The sequence below is a fragment of the Bacillus sp. A015 genome, from assembly GCF_053851875.1.
Genome location: NZ_JBSPZB010000003.1, coordinates 212682 through 238485 on the forward strand (window position 1 = coordinate 212682; position 25804 = coordinate 238485).

The following is a 25804-nucleotide window of genomic DNA, read 5'->3' on the forward strand; positions in this document are numbered from 1 at the left end:
CAAATATCAAAACTCCCCCGCCCTAAATGAACTTAGAGCGAAGGGAGTCATTAGGCAGAATGTCCCGATGATGGAGAGGTGGATTTTGTTTTTATGCGTTGAGATAAAAGGAAACCAAGAATACCCGCGCCCATTAATACAATAAATAGAGCTTGAAAACCACTTATGATACCAATCAATGTAGACGATATGATACTTCCAAAATATCGAAAGGTAGAGAATATACCAGATGCCGAACCAGATAAGTTTTGATCAACGGATGTTAAAGAAGCCATCTGCATACTGGTCATACCAATTCCTGATGAAATTCCACCTGCGACTAATGTGATAATGAGAAGTGGTAAACTTGGGTAACTGCTTAGTGTGATAAGCATGATGCCTGATAAAGTAAGGCAGAGAAATGAAAATCGAATCATTTTTTTTGCGCCTTTTATCGGATGGAGCTTTGCTCCGAGCAAGCCACTAATAGACATACAAAGTGAAAAGACAGAAAGAATAATACCGCTATGTGTGTGTGAAAGTGCAAGTTGTTGTTCCATAAACAGCGGCATAATGAGAAGAATGGCGTACATGACAAAATTGCTTAGCATGATAGAAAGATTAGCATTTGTAAAAGAACTGTTTTTAAATAGAGACAAATCGATGATCGGATTCTTTACTTTCCGTACATGTTTAAAGAATAAAGGAATCACGATCAATGCTAGAATCCCATAGACCAAGTATTCATTTAATGCTTGGCTTTTTGTGCACAGAATGAGTGTGGTAATCCCGATGGTTAAGTACAATGAACCGATGATGTCTACACTTGCTTGTAAGCGTGTATGCTTCATTTTTGGAATGAGTAAAACGCCTGTGACAAGTGTAAGGAACAAAAATGGGATATTTACTAAGAATATAGAATGCCAATCAAAACTCTGAATGAGAATCGAGCCAATAAAAGGCCCAAGTGCGGCACCAATTCCTGCTCCAAAACCAAAGAACCCCATTGTTTTAGACAGTTTTTCAGGTGATACCGTTGAACGAATTAACGCAATGCTGTTCGGTGTTAAAATAGCTCCACCTGCTGCTTGGATTGATCGAAAGGTGATGAGAAAAGCAAGATTAGGTGCGAAAGCACATCCAATCGAGCCAATCAAAAAGAGCATCACACCGACTAAATACATGTTGCGGTGGCCGTATATATCTCCTAGCTTACCAGCGATAGGTTGAGTAACCGCCATGACAATAAGATAAATCGTGACAACCCAAGTAATGTTTGAAATGGATTGTTCATAATAAGTTGATATGGATGATAGAGCGACTGCGATCATGGTTGAGTTGACCGGAACTAAAATAGCACCAAGTAACAAAGAATAGATGATCAAGTTCTCTTTTTTTAACTTCAATGTGTATACCACCTTTTGTAAAAAAGAAGAATTTCACCCTTTAAGCGGGAGAAATTCCTCTCATGAAAATGTGTGTGCATGTCTCAATAAAGTCTTCTTTCTGTGTTAAAACGAGTTGTAAGTCTTGTTCTAGCTGTTGAATGAAAAAACCGAAATACGTACTAATGAAAATGTCTGCATAGATTTCTTCATTTCCTTTTAATACATGATGCTGAGCACCCATCGTTTTGAAATATTGTGTCAGCATTTCCCTCAGTTCTTGAGGATAAAGTTTTTCATGATCTGTTAAATCCTTAAACATTGTGGGTTCTCTCATGCTGATATAGATAAATTCTTTTTTTGAAGTCAAATCTTCAAGGAAATAGTTGCCTAGAAATTTTAAATCAGTGTATAGATCTCCTTTGAATTCTGCTTCTAGCGTTTTAGTTGGTGTTGATTTCATTTTCATAATGGCAGCAATGACGCCGCGTTTGTTTTTAAAGTTACGAAAAATGGTCGCTTCACTCACATTCGCTTTTGTCGCAATTTCTTTTGTAGTTGTTTTTTGATAGCCCTTTTCAGACAATAAATCCATCGTTGCGCGAATGATTCGTTGATTTGTTGATTTTAACAAGCATACTCACCTCAGGTTATGAATGTGTTTGCAACAAAGTAAGTATACCGATAAAATCCATGACCGCCAATATGATCGGAAATGATAGGGTTATGCCCGTGAATGCTGCGTTAATAACTGAATACGTCCATTCGCACCATCTACTGTCACAAGGTCACCTGTTTGGAGTTTTTCAGTGGCTATTCTTGTACCTAGAACAGCAGGCATCATATACTCTCTAGCGATAATAGCGGAATGTGACAAAATGCCTCCAGAATCGGTGATCACTGCTTTTGCGTCTCTAAATAAGCTGGTCCATAAAGGTGTGGTTGTTTTGCAAACTAAAATGTCATCCTTTTGAAATTGTGAAAATTCATCAGCGCATGTAATGATTCTTACTCTTCCGGAAACAATGCCGCTAGACGCTCCAATTCCATGGATCACATCGTCTGTGTTGTTTTCATTTTCTCTTAATGAACCGAGCATTCTTTCCACTTGCTCCAATTCAGCCTCAGATGGAGTGCCTGTATAAGCTGGTGGTTGAATGGCTTCATTTTCTTTCATTTGAATTTTTCTTTGCTGTATGACCGAATCGTATGTGATAGAAGTTGTGAGCGCTTTGTATACTTCTTCATCGTAGAGATACCATAGATCTTCTTGATGAGGAATGGCTCCTTTTTGTGCAAGGAGTTCACCAATTTTTAATAGATATAGTCTAGCTTTTGCATCTAACATGGCATCAATGTAGAAGTGATGATCATCTCGAATATTGGCTGCCTGAAGGGCAAAGTGATAAAGTGTTTCAAATTTAGTCTTAAAAGACTCATCCTTCACTTCACTCATAAATTGCTCATAAGTCTCACGTCTTTTGATCACTGCTTGTGCAAATTCTTCATCAAAATCACATTGGTACTGAATGTTATTTCTGATGATGTCTAAGACAAATTCAGGGTTCTCTACCCATGTCTCTTCCGTAAGGTCATGACTTTTAACAGATCGCCAGCCATAGATTTGGAGAAATTCCTCCATCTTCGAAATGAAGTGTTTTCCTTTATCCGTGTGATTAAGTGCATATAATAGTTCTGGATTCGCTTCATGATTTGTAAATGCTTGAAGAAGTTCTTTATCTTGAAGGACATCCTTTGCTAGATCAGATAGCTTCTGGTCTGTTTCAAGAGATTTGTTCATCACGCCTATCATCATCTCATGTAACAAGACGACTTGTTTTTGATCACCGGTATACGTTACAAGCATGTCTTCAATCATAGCAGATAGAATGACTTGTGGTATGACGATATCAAAATGATCCTCGTACGCTTGTATATAAAATGCCTTTAATTCTTCGAAGCCAATGATTGCTTCTTCAATGGTCATAGGCTCGTTCATTTGACGATCGAGTTTTTCGTAAAATGGAAAGAAGTTTTGCTCTAGAATTTCATACATACGTTCACTTAAATGGGGAAATACCTCAAATATGCTCTCATCAAAAACTGGTGCAGTTTCTGTTCCCGCTTCAGGCATAGACGGTGCAGAATACAGGTGACCTCTATAGAGCTTGATATCTTTGATGTTGAGGTCAGGTACTTGATACTTTTCTCCATTTTTCTTCATCCCGCTTTTTAAAGCAGGTATGATCAAGCTTGAGAAAAGAGGACTTGTTGGGCCTGGCATATGATCGTCCATTGAAATCCAGAAATCCTGCAGCTCTTCAGGCTGAATTTGAAAAGAAGCACCTGCTGCTTCATTTGCTGTTTTTGGTAGAGAAGCGGTAATCGGTCTTGCTTGAAGCAAATAAAAAGTACCATTTGATATTCCGAATTCGATATCTACTCCATGTCCGTAAAGTGCTTCTACTTGTTTGGTGATTTGCGTGATTTCTTCCAATTGATCATCATGCAGGCAAAACTGGCCAGTCATTTCCTCACATACTGGCTGTTCAATGACGCCCTCTTGGTAAGGAACAATTAGTAGTTCTTTAGTCCCTAGTGATTTTTCAATAGAAAACGTCTCTTTGTCTACAATAAACGTATCTGGTGTCACAAGACCGGACACGATGGCTTCTCCTAGTCCGTAGCTTGCTGTCATCATGATTTCATTTGTTTTTCCCGATACCGGATTCTCACTAAAGATGACACCGGAAACGTCAGAATGGATCAATCCTTGAACGACGACAGCCATGAGCGGCATCTCTTCCTCGTTTTCATCCATCTCTTCCTTATATTCTGTGACTCTTGCTGCAAAATAAGAAGCCCAGCATTCTTTGACAGCCTGCAAAAATTCTTCATTTCTCTTGATATTTAAATAGGTCTCGTACTGTCCTGCAAATGAGGCACCTTCGAGATCTTCAGCAACAGAAGAGGATCGAACAGCAACTGAGGGATATGCCTTCAGCAATGATTGAAAGGACGAAAGTAACTCTGCTTCCATTTGTGAAGGAAACGAAGCTTTTTTGATTTTTTGTGCAAGGTTTTGCTCAGTTGAATGCAGGTTGTGATATGAAAGAAAGCTTGCAAAGCTGTTGGTTTTAATAATAAATCCATCTGGGACTGGCAGGCCGTGATTGTTTAATTTGATCAAATTCACGCCTTTTGCCCCTGCGAGTGATGCGGATTCTTCAGCCGCATGAAATAACACTGAATACATGGGAATGCCCCCTTATCCAAATAGCCAATGGTTTGTTTGTCTCTCTATTTTTCAAAATGATAGTGCGCACTATCATTTTAATCATAGGTTTTATTGGATGTTACTGTCAAAGACGTAAAGACCTATCTTTACAAAGGGGACGTTCTCACTAATTTTCTTCTATATCTATAACAAAAGTCTCCAAACGTGAAGAAAAAAAGGTGAAATCGAAAACTGTGAATTGTTCAATATGCCAATCTTTACTATAATCAAGGGAGTAGACCATGAAGAGGGAGGGTTTTTTTGATTACAAAAGCCATATTTGCACTTGTTTTTCCTTTCCTGCTCGTTATTTTATTTTCAAAGGTTACTTATAATCATTATGTGGGCATTGCATTAACAGCAGCGCTTTTATTTGCCTCGTACATGAAAGGCTATACAGAAACCTACTTTATCGTAGGATTAGATATTATTTCTTTAGTAGCTGGGGCATTGTTTATGGCTAAGAAAGAAATTGAAAAAAGAGAGAAGGCTGAAAAACATCATTGATGTGATCGTGATAGGCCGAAAGGTGACGTTTTTTATACATGAGCTGTGCTTACGATTTCTAGTGAGTGCAGCTTTCTTTTTTGTGATGTTTTTCTGCTCATCGAATATCCCGCTCCAAAATGTTCCATACTGAAAGGACGGTTTCTTTAGAGGGTTATTTGCTATGGGAGAGAGGGTATGACTGTATTGGAAATAAAAATCAAGTGAGACACGAACTTTAGTTCGTATTTTTGTGTTCTTTTATGATAATATATTCATTAGATAGATTTCGTAACGAAACGGAGGCTTTGATGTGAGTGACCGCTTTGAATTAGTTTCTAACTATCAGCCCCAAGGAGATCAGCCAAAGGCGATTGAAAAGCTCGTGGAGGGGATCCATCAGGGGAAACAGCATCAAACGCTGTTAGGTGCTACAGGTACGGGAAAGACCTTTACTGTATCAAACCTGATCAAAGAAGTGAACAAACCGACACTTGTCATTGCGCATAATAAGACACTTGCCGGTCAATTATACAGCGAGTTTAAGGAATTCTTTCCGAATAATGCTGTTGAATATTTTGTGAGTTACTATGATTATTACCAGCCTGAGGCATATGTTCCTCAGACCGATACATTTATTGAAAAGGACGCCAGCATCAATGATGAGATAGATAAGTTGAGACACTCCGCCACATCCTCGTTATTTGAGCGGAGGGATGTCATCATCATTGCCAGCGTGTCCTGTATTTATGGTTTGGGTTCGCCAGAGGAATACCGAGAGCTCGTGTTGTCATTGCGCACTGATATGGAAATTGAACGCAATCAGCTTCTGCGTAAGCTTGTGGATATTCAGTATTCTCGTAATGATATAGATTTTCAGCGCGGAACCTTCCGAGTACGGGGCGACGTCGTTGAAATTTTTCCTGCTTCACGAGATGAGCATTGTATCAGAGTGGAGTTTTTCGGTGATGAAATTGAACGTATTCGTGAAGTGGATGCACTGACTGGAGAAATACTCGGTGATCGTGAGCATGTCGCTATTTTCCCAGCATCTCACTTCGTCACAAGAGAAGAAAAAATGGAGAAAGCAATTATCAATATTGAACAAGAGCTTGAGGAACAGCTGGAAAAGCTTCGGGAAAACGGCAAATTGCTTGAAGCGCAGCGTCTTGAGCAACGGACAAGATATGATCTTGAGATGATGAGAGAGATGGGCTTTTGTTCAGGAATCGAGAACTATTCAAGACATCTGACCTTGCGTCCTCCTGGTTCAACACCTTACACACTGCTTGATTATTTCCCGGATGATTTTATGATTGTTGTTGATGAGTCACACGTGACCATCCCACAAATCCGAGCAATGTACAACGGGGACCAAGCAAGAAAACAAGTGTTGGTTGATCACGGATTCCGTCTGCCATCAGCACTTGATAATAGACCGCTCACCTTTGATGAGTTTGAAAAGCATATCAATCATATTGTGCATGTATCCGCAACGCCAGGGCCTTACGAGCTTGAGAAAACGCCAGAGGTCGTGGAACAAATTATCCGCCCAACTGGTTTACTGGATCCGATCATTGAAGTCCGTCCGATTGAAGGACAAATCGATGATTTAATCGGAGAAATTCATACAAGAATGGAGAAAAATGAGCGTGTGCTTGTGACCACGTTGACGAAAAAAATGTCTGAGGATCTCACAGATTATCTAAAAGAAATTGGGATCAAGGTCAATTATCTGCATTCAGAAATTAAGACCCTTGAGCGGATTGAGATTATTCGTGATTTACGCCTCGGTAAATATGATGTACTCGTTGGAATCAACCTTCTTCGTGAAGGGCTGGATATTCCAGAGGTGTCGCTCGTGGCTATTTTAGATGCGGATAAAGAAGGCTTTTTACGCTCTGAAAGATCCCTCATCCAGACGATAGGCCGTGCAGCGAGAAATTCAGAAGGCCGGGTCATTATGTATGCAGACAAAATGACGAAATCAATGGACATTGCGATTCAAGAAACGAAGCGAAGACGAGAACAGCAAGAAGCATATAACGAGAAATTTGAGATTACCCCGCAAACGATTCATAAGAAAATCCGAGATACCATTAAGGCAACAAAGATACATGAGGAATCGGAAGAATATGAAACAAATGCAGCACCAAAGCTGTCAAAAATGAGCAAAAAAGAACGAGAAAAAGTGATCGAAAAAGTCGAGATGGAAATGAAAGAAGCAGCAAAAGCGCTTGATTTTGAAAAAGCAGCAGAATTAAGAGATCTATTGCTAGAGCTAAAAGCGGAAGGATGATTGCCTGATGGCTATGGAACGAATAGAGGTGAAAGGTGCTAGAGCCCACAACCTTAAAAATATTGATGTGAATATCCCGCGTGACCAGCTAGTGGTCATTACGGGTTTATCTGGTTCAGGAAAATCGTCGCTTGCCTTTGATACCATTTATGCAGAGGGTCAGCGCCGATACGTTGAATCTCTTTCAGCGTATGCGCGCCAATTTCTCGGTCAAATGGATAAACCGGATGTAGATGCCATTGAAGGTCTTTCTCCGGCGATTAGTATTGACCAGAAGACGACGAGCCGGAACCCTAGATCAACGGTTGGAACCGTTACTGAAATCTATGATTACTTACGTCTATTATATGCTAGAGTCGGAAAACCTATTTGTCCTATACATGGGATTGAAATTACGTCACAAACGATTGAGCAAATGACAGATCGCATTTTAGAATATCCAGAAAGAACGAAATTGCAAGTGCTTGCACCGGTCGTATCTGGCCGCAAAGGAACACATGTCAAAGTACTTGATCAAATTCGGAAGCAGGGCTATGTTCGAGTGAGGGTCGATGGAGAAATGGAAGACCTTTCAGAAGATATCGAGCTCGAAAAGAATAAAAAGCATTCCATTGAAGTCGTCATTGACCGGATTGTGGTGAAGGAAGGCGTTGCCGCTAGGCTGTCTGATTCCCTTGAAACGGCACTTCGTCTAGGTGAAGGCCGGGTCATGATTGATGTGATTGGACAAGAAGAGCTGTTATTTAGTGAACACCATGCCTGTCCGCACTGCGGGTTCTCTATTGGTGAACTTGAGCCGAGAATGTTCTCGTTTAACAGTCCTTTCGGTGCCTGTCCGAGCTGTGATGGACTCGGTTCTAAACTAGAAGTCGACCCTGAGCTTGTGATTCCTAATAAGGATTTGACTTTACGTCAGCATGCCATTGCACCATGGGAGCCGCAGAGCTCACAATACTATCCGCAGCTTCTTGAGGCTGTATGTACACACTATGGAATCGACATGGACATTCCAGTCAAAGATATACCGCCGCATTTATTCGATAAAATTTTATATGGCAGCGGCTCTGAGCTGATTTATTTTAAATATGAAAATGATTTTGGTCAGGTTCGTGAAAATGAAATTGAGTTCGAAGGTGTCCTTCGTAACATTGAACGGCGTTACAAGGAAACAAGCTCTGATTATATCCGTGAGCAAATGGAAAAATATATGGCCAATCAGCCTTGTCCGACATGTAAAGGGTATCGTCTGAAAAAAGAAACGCTTGCGGTTCTCATCAATGGCCAGCACATCGGAGAAATTACCGATTTATCTGTCTCTGATGCACTTGATCTCTATGAAAAAATCGAGTTATCTGAGAAAGATTTGCAGATTGCCCAGCTCATTTTACGTGAAATCAAAGAACGTTTGTCCTTCTTAAATAATGTAGGTTTAGATTATCTGACATTAAGCCGGTCTGCTGGCACACTATCAGGCGGTGAGGCGCAGCGGATTCGTCTCGCGACTCAAATCGGGTCAAGATTGACAGGTGTTCTTTATATATTAGATGAACCATCTATTGGTCTGCATCAACGGGATAATGACCGTTTGATTGGAACTTTGAAAAACATGCGTGACATCGGGAACACGCTGATTGTCGTGGAGCATGATGAAGATACAATGCTTGCGGCTGATTATTTGATTGATATTGGACCGGGAGCAGGCGTTCATGGAGGAGAAGTGATTTCGGCTGGAACGCCAGAAGAAGTCATGAAGGACCCGAAATCTTTGACAGGCCAATATTTATCTGGTGAGAAATTCATCCCGCTTCCAATTGAAAGAAGAAAGCCTGACGGCCGCTACATCGAAATAAAAGGTGCAAAAGAAAACAACCTGAAAAACGTCAATGCGAAGTTTCCTTTAGGCGTCTTTACAGCTGTGACGGGTGTGTCTGGCTCAGGGAAAAGTACGCTTGTGAATGAAATTTTATTGAAATCACTTGCGCAAAAACTGCACAGAGCGAAGGCGAAGCCAGGACAGCACAAAGAAATCAAAGGAATGGATTATTTAGATAAGGTCATTGATATTGATCAATCTCCAATTGGCCGTACACCAAGATCCAACCCTGCCACTTATACAGGTGTATTTGATGACGTGCGGGATGTCTTTGCACAAACCAATGAAGCAAAGGTACGAGGCTATAAGAAAGGCAGATTCAGCTTTAACGTCAAAGGCGGCCGCTGTGAGGCGTGTCGTGGAGATGGAATCATTAAAATTGAAATGCACTTTTTACCTGATGTGTATGTACCTTGTGAAGTGTGTCACGGGAAACGTTATAACCGCGAGACACTAGAGGTCACGTACAAAGGGAAAAACATTGCCGATGTTCTTGAAATGACTGTGGAGGACGCACTTCAATTTTTCGAGAATATCCCGAAAATTAAGCGTAAACTTCAAACGATTTTTGATGTTGGGTTAGGGTATATTACACTTGGACAGCCTGCGACGACATTGTCTGGGGGAGAGGCGCAGCGTGTGAAATTGGCATCTGAGCTTCACCGCCGTTCAAACGGAAGGTCTCTTTATATTTTAGACGAGCCTACAACTGGCCTTCATGTGGATGATATTGCCCGTTTATTAAAAGTGCTTCAGCGTTTGGTCGAAAACGGGGATACGGTTTTGGTCATTGAGCACAACCTTGATATTATCAAGGCCGCTGATTACCTCGTTGATCTAGGGCCAGAAGGCGGTGCAGGCGGCGGAACGATCATTGCCACTGGAACACCTGAGCACATTGCAAAAGAAGAAGCTTCTTACACAGGTCAATACTTGAAGCCTATTTTAGAACGTGACCGCGAACGAATGAAACAGTTGGTCAAAGAAACGGAAAGTGTGACATCATTATAAGAAAACCCCCCTCTTTATCGAGGGGTTTCAGCGTGTAGGCAAACCCTCGCATTCTTTGTCAGGTCTGCGCTCCGGTGCTCGTCCTTCCTAGACTTCAAAGGTTTTCTATCACGTTGAAAAGAAGAAAAAGGGCTAAAATAAAGATCATTTTAGCCCTTTCTCTCCGGTTTGAAACCCCTCTTTATCCGAGGGGTTTTCCTTTTATTGTGCATCTTCCTTCGGCATTAAATTACTGAGGTGCGTTAAATCCTTTAAGATATGGGTGCTGCTACTGTCGAGCAGTACTTTTAAATAGCGGATATCACCATATTTCGGATGAGACGGATGAATCGTCTCCAGCTCCTTGATCATTTCGCTGTTCATGCTTTTCTGTTTCTGTATAAGGTCTAAAAGCGTTTGGACTGTGTGGTTAGAATTATGATGATCTGTCAAAATAATTACCCCCTATAATGATAATCACCATCTTTTCAACATATTTTAAAGGGTAATCCGTGAAGAATCTACACTTAGGGGGAAAAAGAAATAATTTGTGTCTAAGGTCATATGTAAATCGAATGATTTTGAAACTTTTTATACGCAATAAACGTATGAGTTAGAAAGGAATTTTCGTCATGAAGGAGCGAATATATGAATAGAGATCAGTCGATCATTGCATCTATTTGTTATTTCAGTGTATTTTTTATGCCGTTTATCTTACCGATTGTGGCGTATTTTGTAGTAGACCAAAAGGAAACAAAACGGCATGCGATGCGGGCGTTGTGGTCACACCTGCTGCCAGTTGCAGCGGGCATTATTTTGGTTTTTGGGTCTATCCCATTTTTACTCGCGACGCAGTCGAGTGACTCGGTCATTCCAGTCATGACGGTGTTCATCTTGTCCTTTTTAGTAGCCATCAGCTTTTTGATCTCTGTCATTTGGAATATCATTCAAGGCATTAAAGTACTTCAATCTATCAAATCGTAGGAGGGCTTTGTATGAATGAGAAAGAACGAATTTTAAAATTAGTAGAAGACGGGACATTATCAGCAAAAGAAGCGATTACGCTTTTAGAAAAGCTAGAAGAAAGTCAGTCTGTCTCATTAGAAAAGTCTACAGCCGATCATACCTTTCATGAAGAAAAAGCTGGAGCAGAAAGTAACGGAAACGCCACCGAGAATCTTGGGGCAAAGCTGTTTGGCTGGTTAGATTCTGCGGTGAAAAAGGTAAAAGATGTGGATCTTGATTTGAACTTTGGACAGTCAGTCGATGTTGAGCACATTTTTCAGTTCAAAGACGCCTCGCTGTCTCATTTAGATATTCAATTGGCTAACGGCAGTCTCAATGTGATGCCTTGGGACGATGGGGATATTCGAGCAGAGTGTCATGCGAAAATCTACCGGGCAGAGGACGGAGAGCAGGCAAGACAGCAATTTCTCAATCAATTGGATTGCGGGCTTGAAGGCGATAAATTTTTTATTCGGACCGAAAAGAAGACGATGAAAGTCAATGTCACCTTATATGTACCGAGTATCCAATACGATAAGATTAAGGTCAAGCTGTTTAATGGACCGATTCGCGGGGAAAAGCTAATGACAAAAGAACTTGCTGCGAAAACCACAAATGGCGTTGTCTCTTTTGCCTCTTTACAGGCAGAAAAAGTCGGTATTGAAACAGCAAACGGACAAATTAAACTGGCTGATCACGAGTGTGGTATGATTGAAGTAGAAACCATCAATGGGCTCATTGACCTGCGTGGGAAAAGTGAATCAATTGATGCCCAGAGCTTTAACGGGAACATTGCTGTCCAGCTGTCGGATGAGAAGTGCCGTTCAATCTATGCGAAAACCACAACAGGCAGTGTGGACGTTCAGATCCCGCGTGCATGTGCAGTGACCGCTGAGCTGAAAAGCAATCTCGGGTCTATCTCTCACGATTTGCTTGATGCAGATATGGTGAAAGAGAAAAATGAAACGTTGCAAAAAGAGAAAATGATCAAAGCCAATCAACAGGCAGTGCACAGTATATCCATTTTTGCAGAAACAAAAACAGGTTCAATACAAGTAAAGCACCAATCAGACAAGGAGTGATTCTACATGAAGAAGCTTTATCGTTCAGCAACAGATAAAAAAATAGCGGGTGTTGTTGGTGGACTTGCCGAATACTTAAGTGTTGATGCATCCCTGCTTCGCATTTTAACGGTGATTATCGGATTTATGACAGTATTTATGCCGATCTTCCTGATTTACTTCATCTGGTATTTTGTTGTTCCGGAAGAAGGCACTAACTAAATGCTTAGATGGATCGTCAGTATTTTAGTAAATGCATTACTTTTAATTGTCATTGCTGGATATTTTGATTCGGGCATTCTGCCGGGGCTCGGAAGTGTGTATATTGAAGGATTTGGTGCAGCCATTGTGGCAAGTATCATTTTGTCCTTGCTCAATATTTTAGTGAAGCCGTTTTTGATCATTTTAACGCTGCCAGTGACCGTACTCTCACTAGGATTGTTCTTATTTGTCATTAATGCCATCACACTGATGATGACATCGAGCTTTATGGGCGATAGTTTTAACATTGATGGGTTTGGAACGGCCATTTGGATGGCTGTCATTTTATCCATTTTCCATCTGCTGATACAAAAAGGAATCGTGGAGCCGTTAGCGAAAAAAAGCTAACGGTTTTTTGTGTAAAATTGTCTCATTTTCCCGTTCCATCTGTCATAAAAACCACCTTCAGGAGACACAATATCCGAAGGAAGGTGGTGCACGATGGTGAACGTGAGCAGACAAATCATGCTTTTATGTTTTTTTATCATTCTTTTTTGTTTTAGTCAGCCTGCTTCAGCAGGGCCCTTTATCCAAACACAAGTGAATATACCGGACAAGCCGTTTTCACCTTTTATTTTTGACCAATTTCATGTGGACGTTCGTCCAGTTCAAGGAAAAAGCCGTGATCTTCAGTTTCGGGCGTCTATTAGTCAGTCAGAACAAATTTTGTCTGCAAACTTGTACTATAAACAAAGTGATGAACTGGGGTACCGATTGATTCCAATGGAACGGTTACCTGGAATGAAGCCAGAATTTACAGCGAAAATCCCGCCAGATCAATTATGGAATTCAACGGTTCATTACTATACAGAGTTCCTTACGCAGAAATCTGTGATCAAAACGGCGGAACAATCTGTTCACTTAAACGGATTTGAAGAGGATCTCTCACATATTCCGGACTTACTCATCACGGAGATTGTCGTTAATTCAAAAAACCGAAAAGGCAAAGATGCATTTGAATTTATAGAAGTTTATAACACGACACATGCTCCTATCTCTCTTCAGCATTATCAGCTGCGCTACCGCAATCCTGCACAAGGCACCGAGATGGATGATGTTTATTCATTTCACACAAATCCAGTCACCATTTCACCTGGAAAGCCTTATGTTTTCTGGTTAAGAAAAAAAGGGCAGGAGCATTTAACAGTAGCGGACTTTAATGGTATGTACAAAAGCCAATTAAAAGAGGGAGAGCATCTATCAGTGATCGAGAGCAAAGGGCTGTCCAATTCCAAATCTCGTCTTGTCTCGATCACAACAAATATAGGTGAGGAGATTTCTTCAGCAGCATTTCGTTTAAAGCCATCATTGTTTAGCGAGCATAAATCCTTGCTGTTCAAGTATCCGATGGATGGTACGCCGCAAATGAAGCTGATCTCGAAAATTGAGGAAGAGCCAACACCTGGAAAAGTGTTAAAAGCACAAATTCCATCTGAAAAAAAAGAAATTTCTCAAGATATTCATAAACCTGTCATTGAAGATATGACGGACAAGAAACCGGTGAAACCAACTGAAAGTATAGAGATTAAAGCAGATGTACAGGATGATCAGTTCGTCAAAACCGTCAAGCTGCGTTATCGAACGAATCGGAAAGATGATTTTAAAGAGATTCTGCTTCAAAAAGATCATAATGACCGGCTATTTCATCATATTATTTATTCACCTGAGCTGATTGGTAAAGAACAGTTGGAATATCAGCTTGAAGCGTCAGACGGCGAAAATCAAGCAATGACGATGAAGAAAACGATTGATGTGGAGCAGGTCAGCAAAACCCACGGTCTGCGATTCAATGTAGAAGAGGGAGATACAGTTTCAGGTATATTCTCATTAAAGGCAACATCTGATCAGAAAAAAAACATTCAATTGATGATAGATGGAAAGCGAAGTCGACAAGCATTTTCGGCCCTTGAAGCAGATCCATATATTGCATTTGATGTCAAAGGGACAAATTTGTATTTTAGAAATGGAGTGTCCATAGGTAAGCACTTACTTTCTATTTTTGATGATTCGACAAAAGTGTATCGTACCTATACAATGCCAATACCAGAAGCAGAGATGAATCAGTCAGGTTCACAAACGATTTCTATTCATGCTGGAACGAAGTCTTCTCCGGTTGACCGGTTGCCTGGGGAGAATCACGATGATTTTGAATTGAAAAATGTCAGGATGATTTTATCGAATGGAACACAAATTCCTCCAGTGAATTCCGAGCCGCAAAAAGAATGGAAGATGGGAGACGGTGGTAACGCCAAAAAGGTAAGAACGTTTCAATTTGAAATCCCAAAAGAGGCGTATGTTTCAACCTATATTCAGTGGGATACTAGAAGGCTGAAAGAAGGAACGCATCTTATCGAGGCCAAAACCGCAGACGAGCACGCAGCTGTACGTGTGAAAGTCGATAACACAGGTCCGGAAATCAAGACCAATATACAAGCAAATGAACAATATAAAGGAGTCTTTACGTTAAAGGCAAAGGTAACTGATCGTTGGAGTGACATAGAGGACATGAAGGCATTTTTAGATGGTAAACCCGTTTCTTTGCCTTATCAGACATCTTCTAGCGAATTAGACCCTGGAGAGCACACGTTTACGATCAAAGCAAAAGATGCCGCAGGGAACATGTCTACTTTGAAAAAAGAATTCAAGACGGTACATGAACACCCCGAGATACCAGAACGAGTGTCAGATAAGACAAAAGTGGAATCGTCTAAGCAAACTGTGTTAACCAAGGACCCAACAAATGATAAGTTAGATTATTCATTTTATCGTGCCTACCAATATACATCGCTGCATCCATCAATGAAGATTTTTAAATATGCAGCTGAGACTGAACCGCCAAAGAGTTTTAACCAAACAGGGGAAATGATCTTTTCTGATCAAGAAAGAAATCGCATTGCATTTGCTGATGGTAAGGCAGTCGAAACGAAGGATTTACAGCGTTTTCCCTATCATCGTTTTCAAATCAAGGTGCATCATCATGTACGTGAAAAGGATGTCGTCGAGGCTGTTTGGAAAGGAGGTTCATTGTCAGGGAGAAAGGTGACAATGTACGCATGGAATCATCAGCAGGAAAAGTGGGATAAAATCACTCATCACTTTGCAAAGGATCAAAAGGAATTTTACCTTAAAGGTCTGCTGTCAGTGAGACAGTACATGAAGAATCAAACGTTTGATTTGCTTGTACAGGATGAAATCAGCAAAGCGCAAAAGCCATATAGGATGGTATGGATGTCTGACACACAATACTATGCAAAGAGCTATCCTCATATCTTTAAAAAAATGGTCGAATGGATCAGAGATCAAAGAGATAAGTTAAACATTCAATATGTGTTCCATACAGGCGATATTGTGGATGATTCAAAGGATAAGCAATGGAATCGTGCCGATACATTTATGCGTGTGTTAGATGATCATCATATTCCTTATGGTGTTTTAGCAGGAAATCATGATGTCAGACACAAGGACGGTTTTTATGCGGAATATGGGAGATACTTTGGAGCGAAACGCTTTGCAGAAAAACCTTACTATGGTGAATCCTATCAAAACAATCGAGGTCATTATGATCTCATCTCTGCCGGTGGCAATGATTATATGATGGTGTACATGGGCTGGGGGATTAAGCAAAATGAAATCGATTGGTTAAACCGTGTGATTTCTGAGCATCCAGATCGTATCGTCATTTTAAACTTTCACGAGTATTTGTTAGTAAGTGGCAACCGAAGTCCGATAGGTGACCTCATTTTCCACCAAGTGGTAAAACGTCACCCGAATATTGTGGCAGTATTTAGCGGGCACTACCACGGAGCGAGCAGGAAAGTAGATGAGCTTGATGATGACCATGATGGCAAAGTGGACCGGAAAGTATATCAAATCCTTGCTGATTATCAGTCAGGTCCTGAGGGCGGTCAAGGATTTATGAGGTTGATTACAGCGGATCAAGAAAAAAATCAACTTCATTTTACAACATACTCACCTTACATGAATCAAGAGCATTTCTATGATCCTAAAACGTATGGAGATCAGGATGAGTTTTCAATTGATGTGGATTTGACGCCGAAAATGAAATCCGTCAAAACCAATTATTTTGAACTCAATGTATATACAAACGTCCTTCTAGGAGAAGCACGAGGCGTAAAAAGCGGCAAAAAAGCAAGCTTTGAGTGGAAAGGCTTAAAGCCAAATCAAGACTATTATTGGTATACTGTTGCAAAAGATCGTTTTCAAGGGAAAGCTGTTTCACCTATATGGAAAATCCATACAAAAAATGATGGCGAAACAAAATTTCTTCGGAAATAAAAAACTGTGCTTCGATGTAGGAGCACAGTTTATCTTTCCATTGTATGAATGAGCTTGTAACGATCCCCTCTATAAACGGAAAGAACATACTCGAATGGAAGGTCGTTTTGAAAATATGTTGTTCTTGCAATTGATAGCACAGGCGAGCCAGTTGAAATAGACAGCACGTGTGCTTCTTGCTCTGAGGCAACATTGGCTTCAAGCTCCTGTTTTGCAAGGCCAATTGCAAGGCCAGTGTGATTTTCTATATATTCATATAAAGAGCCAGTTAAATGTTCCTTTGTTAAATCTCCTGCGAATGTTTCGGGGATATAGCTCGTTTCAATCGCCATCGGTTCATCATTTGCAAGACGTATTCGTTTTAGTTCATATACAGCATCGCTATTTGAAAGCTGTAAGACTGGCAGCAAGTGCTCTGGACATGCGGTTTTTTTGAAATCAACCAGCTGGCTTGAGGCTTTGAGCCCTCGTTGGCGCATATCTTCTGTAAAGCTTGTTAAGCCTTGAAGCGGTTGTTCAAACTTTTTTCGGCTAACAAAGGTGCCTTTTCCTTTTTGGCGATACAAATATCCTTCGTTCACAAGGTTCGATAAGGCTTGTCTGACAGTCATTCGACTAATATCAAAGCGTTCGGCATATTCTCTTTCAGAAGGAATGAGTGTATCAGGTGCTAATGTTCCATCCTCAATCTGCTTTTTCAAGTTCTCCATAATCTGATGGTACATCGGAATAGGTGACTGCTTATCAATAAACATGTGAAAATCCTCTCGTGTTTAGCGTAGTGAACCAGCTTCTCGATCAATGAAAATTGTCACATCTTGATGATGCTTAAGGGCAGATGCAGGGAAGTCTGGGTGAATCTCCGTCTGTTCTAAATATTGTATCACTTTCGCTTTTGATTTTCCTGATGCAAGAAGGAGAATTTTTTTGCTTGAAAGAATGCTCGCAATTCCCATTGTGATGGCATGTGTAGGTACATCATCAATAGAAGAAAAGTATCTTGCATTTGCTTGACGGGTGTTTTCATCTAATTGAACAACATGAGTCTTTGAGTCGAAAGAGGTACCTGGTTCGTTAAAACCAATATGTCCATTTTGTCCGATTCCAAGAAGCTGAAGGTCGATGCCCCCTACATCTTGAATGAGCTGATCATATCTTAAGCATTCTTCTTCCAAATTAGGTGCAGCGCCATTTGGCAGGAAATACTGATCCTGAGGGAGATCAATATGATCAAATAAATGACGTTTCATATAGGTCATATAACTATTTTCATGATCGGGATGAAGTCTTGCATACTCATCCAAATTGACTGTTCTTGTTTGTTTGAAAGAAAGTTGTTTCGCTTGATGAAGTTGAATTAATTCTTTGTAGGTATCGACAGGTGTACCGCCAGTTGCTAGGCCGAGCACTGCATCTGGTTTAGATGAGATTGTACGTGCAATGAGGGCAGCTGCTTCTTTTCCTAATTGATCTTTATCTTCAAATTCGATGATGTTCATCAGTGGTTGGCCTCCTTTTTTTCAAAAACGATTTGCCCGCGGCAGATCGTCATCATCAGTTCACCAGATTGATCCCAAATGACCAAGTCCGCCAGTTTTCCAACTTCAATAGAACCGAGCTGATGATCAAGCCCTAGCTGAGTGGCTGCATTGGTTGAGGTCATCTTTGCAATCTCGGTCCACTCACAATGAGTGATCTGTCTCATCCGTTTGACGCCATCTTTCATTCGTAAAATCGACCCTGCAAGTGTACCATCTGACAGCAATGCCTTTTCACCGCTGACTGTGACAGTCTGACCGCCAAACTCGTATGTTCCATCCCCTAGACCTTTTGCACGCATTGAGTCTGTGATCATTATCAAACGATCACTTCCTTTTGCGAGATACGCAAGCTTTATAGAAAGAGGATGTGAATGAATGCCATCTGTGATCAGCTCAGTATGAAGGTTCTCGTTTGTAAGAGCAGCACCTACAGCATTTGGCTCACGATGCTGAAACGAACTCATTGCATTATAAAGGTGCGTCATATGGCGTGCACCATGCTTTGCTGCTAATTCAATCATGTCATGATGAGCATTCGTATGTCCAATAGAAGGGATGATGTTCTTTTCTTGCAACAGGGAAAGAAAAGCAAATTCAGGGTCTTCCTCAGGTGCAAACGTGACAACTTGAATGAGCTGTTCAGATGCATCTAACCATTTCTCGAAAAGCGGGAGATCCGTCTGTTTAATCCATTGAGCAGGTTGTGCACCTGCTTTATCCTTAGAAATAAATGGACCTTCGAGGTGGATACCTAAACATTGTGCCTGACTTCCTGCTTGTTCCTCATTATACTGTTTCCAATGAGCGACATTTTTAAGTGCTTGCTCAATCTCTTGATGGTTTTGGGTAATGGTTGTCGCTAAAAAGCTTGTCGTTCCTTCTGACGGTAAGTTGTCAGCAAGTGTATTCATGGCTTCTGGTGTCGCATCCATCATGTCTGCACCATATCCGCCATGGATGTGAATATCAATCATTCCGGGAAGTAAATAAAAGTTTTCCCGGGAAATATATACTTTTTCATAATTTCCTGTCGGTGGTGATGTTGAAATATAGTCGATCTTGCCATCGCGTAAACCGACAAAACCGTGTTCAATGATCTGTGTCTTTGTCACAATATGAATATTGGAGAGCAATAAAGAGCTGCTCATGGTTGTGCCCCCTTATTCGTTATCTTTATCTTTAGTTTACCCTTTTTAAGTATAGTTGTCTATACCAGTGGAGGGGAGTGAGACAGGGTCAGGATAAAATACTGTTTTGGGTTCATCATTGAAAGTGATAAAATAGAGCTGTATTTCTGAAACGCCTGTGATAAAGGAGGAAGAAGCGTGCCGAAAGTTCGTACGAAGGACATAATGGAACAATTTCATCTTGAACTGGTGAGTGGGGAAGAAGGGATTAATCGTCCCATTACAATCAGTGATCTTTCCAGACCAGGTATTGAAATGGCTGGATATTTTACATATTACCCAAAAGAAAGAGTTCAACTTTTAGGGAAAACAGAGCTTTCCTTTTTTGAACAACTCCCAGAACGCGAACGAAAGCAGAGAATGATGTCTCTTTGTACAGATATTACCCCTGCTATTATTTTGTCCCGAGATCGTGAAGTGCCGAAGGAATTAATTGAAGCATCAAATGAAAATGGGGTGCCGGTTTTACGATCAAGCTTAAAAACGACAAGACTTTCGAGTCGATTAACCAACTTTTTAGAAAGTAAGCTTGCACCAACGACTGCCATTCATGGCGTGCTCGTAGATGTATATGGTGTAGGTGTTTTGTTAATTGGGAAAAGCGGAGTAGGAAAAAGTGAAACAGCCTTAGAACTAGTGAAGAGGGGACACAGGCTGGTTGCAGACGATTGCGTGGAAATCCGTCAAGAGGATCAGGATACGTTAGTTGGAAGCGCACCAGAGCTGATTGAACACCTTCTGGAAATTCGTGGATTAGGTATTATTAATGTGATGACCTTATTTGGAGCAGGCGCCGTCAGAAGCTATAAGAGAATTACGATTGTGATGAACCTTGAGCTTTGGGAACAAGGCAAGCAGTATGATCGTTTAGGGCTTGAAGAAGAAAAAATGCGGATCATTGATACAGATGTACCGAAGCTGACCATCCCTGTACGTCCAGGACGAAATTTAGCGGTCATTATTGAGGTGGCTGCGATGAACTTCAGATTGAAACGAATGGGGCATAATGCAGCGGAACAATTTACAAGTAAACTTGCCGATGTCATTGAAGACAATGGCCAGGATGAATAGGAGTTGTCTATATGAACGAAGCAATTCAACCAATTGATCCGATTGCTTTTCAGCTCGGACCTATATCGGTTCATTGGTATGGTGTGATTATAGGGGTAGGAGCCTTGCTTGGACTCTGGCTCGCACTGAGAGAATGTGAAAAAAGAGGAATCAATAAAGATACGTTTATTGACTTAATCTTATTTGCGATTCCAATCGCCATTATTTGTGCACGAATTTATTATGTGTCCTTTGAATGGGACTACTATCAGCAGCATCCAAATGAAATCATTAAGATTTGGAATGGCGGAATTGCAATACACGGCGGGCTGATAGGTGCAGTGCTGACAGCCATCGTATTTACAAAAGTGAAAAAGGTATCCTTTTGGAAAATCGCCGATGTGGCAGCACCTAGTATTTTACTAGGGCAGGCTATCGGGCGCTGGGGCAACTTTATTAATCAGGAAGCGCATGGTGAGGCTGTCTCAAGAGCCTTTTTAGAAAATTTGCATCTGCCTGAGTTTATCATTAATCAAATGTATATTGATGGGACCTATTATCACCCAACGTTTTTATACGAATCATTATGGAATATTGCCGGCGTTGTGATTTTGATTTTATTACGCAGAACATCGCTGCGTAGAGGCGAAATTTTCTTGTCTTATTTAATTTGGTATTCAATTGGCCGTTTCTTCATTGAAGGAATGAGAACGGACAGCTTAATGCTGACAGACCATCTTCGAATCGCACAGATGATTTCAATTGCGATATTTATAGCAGCTGTTTTGCTGATTGTCTTTAGAAGAATCAAAGGCTACGCATCCATTCCGTATAAAGAGAATTAAGCAGGGGGGATCAGAAGAGATGGGGGAGACATGGAAAAACGGCTTTAAAGCAGGGCTGTCGACGACTTGGACACTTGGAAAAGTCATTTTTCCGGTTACTATTCTCGTCAGTATCTTACAGCATACGCCTGTTATGGATTGGATTATACAATTCATACGGCCATTTATGGGGTTGTTTGGTCTTTCGGGGGAAGCGGCGATTCCGCTTGTATTAGGAAATATGCTGAACTTGTATGCGGGTATTGCTGCTATCTTGACATTAGAGCTTCCTGTGAAGGAAGTGTTCATTTTAGCGGTGATGCTATCCTTTTGTCATAACCTGATTATCGAATCGACAGTGGCGGCAAAGGTTGGACTGAGGGTGTCTGTAATTTTGTTAGTCAGAATCTGTCTTGCCGTTGTTTCAGCTATTGTCATTCATCTCGTTTGGCAGGGCGGACAAGAAACTGCGCAATATGGATTGCTTACAGCAGCTCAGGCGGCTGATGTGCCTTCAAGCTGGTATATGATCGTTCTTCTTGCTGTACAGAAAGCCTTTCTTGGTGTACTCCAGCTGGCTTGTATCGTCATCCCTCTCATGATCATCATTCAATTCATGAGAGATTTAGGGTGGCTGCATACTTTGTCTAAGTGGCTGTCTCCTTTTACTAGAATGCTTGGAATGAAAGAAAATACGTCTATGACGATGGTGGCTGGATTAACCATTGGTCTAGCTTATGGAGCGGGAGTGATGATGAAGGCAGTGGAAGAGGACGGTGTGAGCAAAAAGGATTTAACCCTTGCCTTCATTTTCCTTGTTGCTTGTCATGCGGTGGTTGAAGATACCCTGATTTTTATTCCACTTGGCATTCCAGTATGGCCGCTTCTTGTCATCCGCCTGATTTCTGCCATTTTATTGACAGCTGCCATTAGCTATATTTGGCGGAAGCGGGAACATGCAGCTGTTAGAAAGGAAGCTATATGAACGAATCAACTATCAACACAGTGCTATTTGATTTAGATGGCACGTTAATCAATACAAATGAATTAATTATTGCTTCATTTCAGCATACGCTGGATCATTATTATCCTGGTCAGTACAGTCGTGAGGATATCCTTCATTTTATTGGTCCATCACTGTTTGATACATTTTCTGCGATGGACCCGAATCTGACGGATGACATGATTCAGATGTATCGGACGTTTAATCATGAACAGCATGATCTGCTTGTGACTGAGTATGAGACGGTTATAGATACGTTGAAAATCCTTCAGGATCGAGGATTTAAGCTCGGAATTGTTACAACGAAGATACGTGATACGGTCTTAATGGGATTGAAGCTGACAGGTTTAGAGCCATTCTTTGAGGTGATTGTGACACTGGATGATGTACAAAATGAGAAACCGCATCCGGAACCAGTCCAGCTGGCATTATCCAAACTTGGCAGTGATCCACATGAAGCGGTGATGGTCGGTGATAATTATCACGACATTTTGTCTGGTCGAGCGGCAGGGACAAAAACGGCAGGTGTCGCTTGGTCCATTAAGGGAGAAGAGGCCCTTTTAAAGCATCGCCCTGATTTCATGCTGAAGAAAATGAGTGATCTCTTGGCGATTGTTGGAGCTGATTAAGTTGAGAAAAACAGATCGTTATCCTGTAAAAGGGGTCAATTCGCTTAGACAAGTCTATCGGACGGTCCCCTTTCTCAAAGTTGTGAAAAACTTTATCTTTATTCAAATGGCAAGGTACACGCCCTTTATGGGAATGAAAAACTGGATGTATCGGACCTTCCTTCGTATGAAAGTCGGCGAGGATACGGCGTTTGCCTTAATGGTTATGGTTGATCTGATGTTTCCTGAGAAAATCACTGTCGGTCGAAATAGTGTGATCGGCTATAACACGACCATCTTGTCCCATGAGTATTTGATTAAAGAGTACAGGCTTGGGGAAGTCTATATTGGTGATGAAGTCTTAATTGGAGCAAATTCAACCATTCTGCCTGGAGTGACGATCGGTGATGGTGCGATCGTATCGGCGGGTACACTTGTTCATAAGGATGTCCCGGCAGGCTCCTTTGTTGGAGGAAATCCAATGCGCATGATTTATACGAAAGAACAAATGGAAGCACGTCAATCTACGTCTGCTGAGTAGCTCGGCAGACTTTTTTGTTGACATTCTGACGTGGTGTAACTATAATGATTACAACAGAGGTGAGAAAACATGAAAATCAGCAGCAGATTTACTGTCGCTGTCCATATTCTGGCCTTGCTATCACTTGAAAAAGGATCATTACAGACATCGGAGGATATCGCAGGAAGCGTGAATACAAACCCAGTGGTCATCCGCCGCATTATGAGTAAATTAAAAAAAGCAGGCCTAATCTCAACGAGTCTTGGCAAAGGTGGTTCTCAGCTGAACCGCAGTGAAGACGACATCACACTGCTCGATGTGTATAAAGCGGTTGAAGTCGTGGACGAGGGAGAATTGTTTCAAATTCATGAAAGCCCAAATCCTGACTGTCCGATCGGTGCAAATATTCAAGCGGTGCTTGAATTAATTTTATGCCGGGCTCAAAGTGCGATGGAGCAAGTACTTGCTGAGATCAAATTAAGTGAACTAACGCATGTGTTAATCAAAAAAATTGGATGATCTATTCAATTTTTTTTACCTCTGTTGTAACTAAATTAGTTACACCTATCGTTATAAAAATAAAACCATATTGTAGGAGGAATTAACATGAAAATTGGAATCATTGGCGCAACAGGTAAAGCAGGACAAGAAATTTTAAAAGAGGTTCAATCAAGAGGACATGAAGTGACGGCAATCGTTCGAGATGCACAAAAGGTGACAGATACAAGCGTAGCCGTTCTAGAGAAGGATGTGTTTCACTTGCAAGCAGAAGACATCAAAGGTTTTGATGTCATCGTGAATGCATTTGGCGCACCTGCTGGAAGGGAGCATCTTCACGTAGAGGCTGGGAAAAAGCTCATTGATATCTTGAAAGAGGCACCGGAGACTCGTTTAATCGTTGTGGGCGGAGCAGGCAGTCTATTTGTAGATGAGGCCAAAACAACGAGACTTGTTGACACTCCAGAGTTTCCAAAAGAATACATCGCCACTGCTTCACAGCAAGGAGAAAACCTAAAGGATCTTCAAAAGACCGAAGGATTAAAATGGACATTCCTCAGTCCAGCTGCATTCTTTGATCCAGAAGGCAAACGTACAGGTTCTTATGTGAAAGGAAAGGATCATCTTATTGTCAATTCAAAAGGTGACAGCTATGTGAGCTATGCCGACTACGCCATTGCGCTTGTTGATGAACTTGAGCAGGCTGCCCATGTTGGAGAACGTTTTACAGTTGTATCTGAAGCAGAATAAGAGAGAAAAAACAAGCGTTTCGCTGTCGAATGAGGAGCGCTGAGTTAGGAGCCTTTCATATGAATGATCAAGAAGTGTCTTTTATATATGTATGGGATGCATATTGTGGCTGGTGTTATGGATTTTCTAACAGTATCCGTACTTTACACGAAAATCACCCGGAAATACCACTGACACTTGTGTCGGGCGGTTTATTTGTAGGAGATAGAAGTCTACCGATAAAGGATTATCCACACATTTCAGAAGCAAATCAGCGTATCAGTCAGCTGACTGGTGTTGAATTTGGTGAACGTTACGAGGAACTGCTAGCAAACGGCACATTTCTTTTAGACTCTGAGGCTGCGGCCATTGGGTTTTCAGCATTAAGATCGATCGCGCCAGAGCGGGTATTGTATTTGGCCTCATCCATGCAAAAGTCTTTTTATCAAGATGGAAAAAGCCTGAGTGATGAAGAAACTTATCGAGAGATTGCTATGGCTCATCATCTTGATCCTGATGCAGTGATTGAACGGTTGAAGGAAAAAGAAACAATCAATGATGCGTATGCCGACTTTGCGAAGGTTCAACAACTAAACGTGAATGGCTATCCTACACTTTTGTTAAAAAAAGGTGATGAATACTTCAGCTTAGGCGGAGGTGCGATGACGGCTGAAAAGCTTGAAGGCCGCCTGAAGGAAATTCTAGAGAAAATAGATCAATAAAAAAACAGCCTCTAACCCATGGGACTGACCCCATAAGATGAGACAAATAAAAAACACCTTCAAGTTTGAAAACGGATCGTTGTTATCCGAAATAAGACATGGAGGTGTTTTTTCTATGGGGACAAGAGTGAGTTATCCGGTTGAAGTCAAACGGAAGGCTGTAGAAATGAGATTGGCAGGCGTACCTATGAAAGAGATCATGCGGGAATT

General features: G+C 41.2%; 23 protein-coding genes. 16 read left to right on the plus strand and 7 right to left on the minus strand.

Annotated elements, in window-relative coordinates:
• Positions 1–50: 50 nt before the first annotated feature.
• From ACSLGF_RS04305 to ACSLGF_RS04315, 3 genes are all read right to left on the minus strand, one after another.
• The gene (locus ACSLGF_RS04305; protein WP_456002870.1) at positions 51–1385 is read right to left on the minus strand and encodes an MFS transporter; all 1335 of its coding nucleotides are present in this window, start codon (positions 1383–1385) and stop codon (positions 51–53) included.
• A 40-nt stretch (positions 1386–1425) separates the two neighbouring features.
• Positions 1426–1998, minus strand: coding sequence for a TetR/AcrR family transcriptional regulator (locus tag ACSLGF_RS04310; protein ID WP_456002872.1), 573 nt, complete (start codon positions 1996–1998; stop codon positions 1426–1428).
• 90 nt (positions 1999–2088) lie between these two features.
• Positions 2089–4620 (minus strand): PEP/pyruvate-binding domain-containing protein, encoded by a 2532-nt coding sequence (locus tag ACSLGF_RS04315; RefSeq protein ID WP_456002874.1) that lies wholly within the window; start codon positions 4618–4620, stop codon positions 2089–2091.
• 282 nt (positions 4621–4902) lie between these two features.
• Between ACSLGF_RS04315 and ACSLGF_RS04320 the strand changes: the two genes are divergently transcribed.
• The 3 genes from ACSLGF_RS04320 to uvrA all read left to right on the plus strand — a co-directional run bounded on the left by ACSLGF_RS04320 (position 4903) and on the right by uvrA (position 10310).
• Complete coding sequence (locus ACSLGF_RS04320; protein ID WP_034318699.1) at positions 4903–5148, plus strand: CsbA family protein; 246 nt, start codon at positions 4903–4905, stop codon at positions 5146–5148.
• A 292-nt stretch (positions 5149–5440) separates the two neighbouring features.
• Complete coding sequence (uvrB, locus tag ACSLGF_RS04325; RefSeq protein WP_456002876.1) at positions 5441–7426, plus strand: excinuclease ABC subunit UvrB; 1986 nt, start codon at positions 5441–5443, stop codon at positions 7424–7426.
• Between the two features lie 7 nt (positions 7427–7433).
• Complete coding sequence (gene uvrA / locus ACSLGF_RS04330; protein ID WP_456002878.1) at positions 7434–10310, plus strand: excinuclease ABC subunit UvrA; 2877 nt, start codon at positions 7434–7436, stop codon at positions 10308–10310.
• Positions 10311–10511: 201 nt separating this feature from the next.
• Here the strand turns inward: uvrA and ACSLGF_RS04335 are convergent, their stop codons facing one another.
• On the minus strand, positions 10512–10742 hold the full coding sequence (locus tag ACSLGF_RS04335; RefSeq protein ID WP_099726351.1) for a hypothetical protein: 231 nt from the start codon (positions 10740–10742) through the stop codon (positions 10512–10514).
• Positions 10743–10937: 195 nt separating this feature from the next.
• On the opposite strand from ACSLGF_RS04335, the gene ACSLGF_RS04340 reads away from it, so the two are divergent.
• The 5 genes from ACSLGF_RS04340 to ACSLGF_RS04360 all read left to right on the plus strand — a co-directional run bounded on the left by ACSLGF_RS04340 (position 10938) and on the right by ACSLGF_RS04360 (position 16912).
• A complete protein-coding gene (locus tag ACSLGF_RS04340) occupies positions 10938–11273 on the plus strand; it encodes a hypothetical protein (RefSeq protein ID WP_456002880.1) in 336 nt (111 codons plus the stop codon).
• 11 nt (positions 11274–11284) lie between these two features.
• Positions 11285–12376, plus strand: a complete 1092-nt coding sequence (locus ACSLGF_RS04345) for a DUF4097 family beta strand repeat-containing protein (protein ID WP_456002882.1) — start codon at positions 11285–11287, stop codon at positions 12374–12376.
• Between the two features lie 6 nt (positions 12377–12382).
• Positions 12383–12577: a PspC domain-containing protein gene (locus tag ACSLGF_RS04350; protein ID WP_367307951.1), complete on the plus strand. Its 195-nt coding sequence runs from the start codon at positions 12383–12385 to the stop codon at positions 12575–12577.
• Entirely contained in the window at positions 12578–12964 is a 387-nt protein-coding gene (locus ACSLGF_RS04355; RefSeq protein ID WP_024423577.1) for a phage holin family protein, read from the plus strand.
• Between the two features lie 93 nt (positions 12965–13057).
• Positions 13058–16912, plus strand: a complete 3855-nt coding sequence (locus ACSLGF_RS04360; RefSeq protein ID WP_456002884.1) for a metallophosphoesterase — start codon at positions 13058–13060, stop codon at positions 16910–16912.
• Positions 16913–16941: 29 nt separating this feature from the next.
• Here the strand turns inward: ACSLGF_RS04360 and ACSLGF_RS04365 are convergent, their stop codons facing one another.
• Genes ACSLGF_RS04365 through nagA form a run of 3 tightly spaced genes read right to left on the minus strand, consistent with a single transcriptional unit; the run spans position 16942 to position 19601 of the window.
• On the minus strand, positions 16942–17667 hold the full coding sequence (locus ACSLGF_RS04365; protein ID WP_456002886.1) for a GntR family transcriptional regulator: 726 nt from the start codon (positions 17665–17667) through the stop codon (positions 16942–16944).
• 18 nt (positions 17668–17685) lie between these two features.
• Positions 17686–18411 (minus strand): glucosamine-6-phosphate deaminase, encoded by a 726-nt coding sequence (nagB, locus tag ACSLGF_RS04370; protein WP_456002888.1) that lies wholly within the window; start codon positions 18409–18411, stop codon positions 17686–17688.
• On the minus strand, positions 18411–19601 hold the full coding sequence (nagA, locus tag ACSLGF_RS04375; RefSeq protein ID WP_456002890.1) for an N-acetylglucosamine-6-phosphate deacetylase: 1191 nt from the start codon (positions 19599–19601) through the stop codon (positions 18411–18413). The genes nagB and nagA overlap by 1 nt, the downstream gene beginning before the upstream one ends.
• A gap of 177 nt (positions 19602–19778) precedes the next feature.
• Here nagA and hprK point away from each other — a divergent pair, with 177 nt between their 5' ends.
• The 8 genes from hprK to ACSLGF_RS04415 all read left to right on the plus strand — a co-directional run bounded on the left by hprK (position 19779) and on the right by ACSLGF_RS04415 (position 25594).
• Complete coding sequence (gene hprK, locus ACSLGF_RS04380; RefSeq protein WP_003212943.1) at positions 19779–20711, plus strand: HPr(Ser) kinase/phosphatase; 933 nt, start codon at positions 19779–19781, stop codon at positions 20709–20711.
• An 11-nt stretch (positions 20712–20722) separates the two neighbouring features.
• Complete coding sequence (gene lgt / locus ACSLGF_RS04385; RefSeq protein ID WP_456002892.1) at positions 20723–21535, plus strand: prolipoprotein diacylglyceryl transferase; 813 nt, start codon at positions 20723–20725, stop codon at positions 21533–21535.
• A 19-nt stretch (positions 21536–21554) separates the two neighbouring features.
• Positions 21555–22499 carry a nucleoside recognition domain-containing protein gene (locus ACSLGF_RS04390; RefSeq protein ID WP_456002894.1) on the plus strand — a complete coding sequence of 315 codons (945 nt, stop codon included), beginning with the start codon at positions 21555–21557 and terminating at the stop codon, positions 22497–22499.
• On the plus strand, positions 22496–23146 hold the full coding sequence (gene ppaX / locus ACSLGF_RS04395) for a pyrophosphatase PpaX (RefSeq protein WP_367307955.1): 651 nt from the start codon (positions 22496–22498) through the stop codon (positions 23144–23146). The genes ACSLGF_RS04390 and ppaX overlap by 4 nt, the downstream gene beginning before the upstream one ends.
• A gap of 1 nt (position 23147) precedes the next feature.
• Complete coding sequence (locus ACSLGF_RS04400) at positions 23148–23666, plus strand: acyltransferase (RefSeq protein WP_456002896.1); 519 nt, start codon at positions 23148–23150, stop codon at positions 23664–23666.
• A 69-nt stretch (positions 23667–23735) separates the two neighbouring features.
• Entirely contained in the window at positions 23736–24164 is a 429-nt protein-coding gene (locus ACSLGF_RS04405) for an Rrf2 family transcriptional regulator (protein WP_024423567.1), read from the plus strand.
• An 87-nt stretch (positions 24165–24251) separates the two neighbouring features.
• Positions 24252–24893 (plus strand): NAD(P)-dependent oxidoreductase, encoded by a 642-nt coding sequence (locus tag ACSLGF_RS04410; RefSeq protein ID WP_456002898.1) that lies wholly within the window; start codon positions 24252–24254, stop codon positions 24891–24893.
• A gap of 59 nt (positions 24894–24952) precedes the next feature.
• Positions 24953–25594, plus strand: coding sequence for a DsbA family protein (locus ACSLGF_RS04415; RefSeq protein ID WP_456002900.1), 642 nt, complete (start codon positions 24953–24955; stop codon positions 25592–25594).
• Positions 25595–25804: the final 210 nt, after the last annotated feature.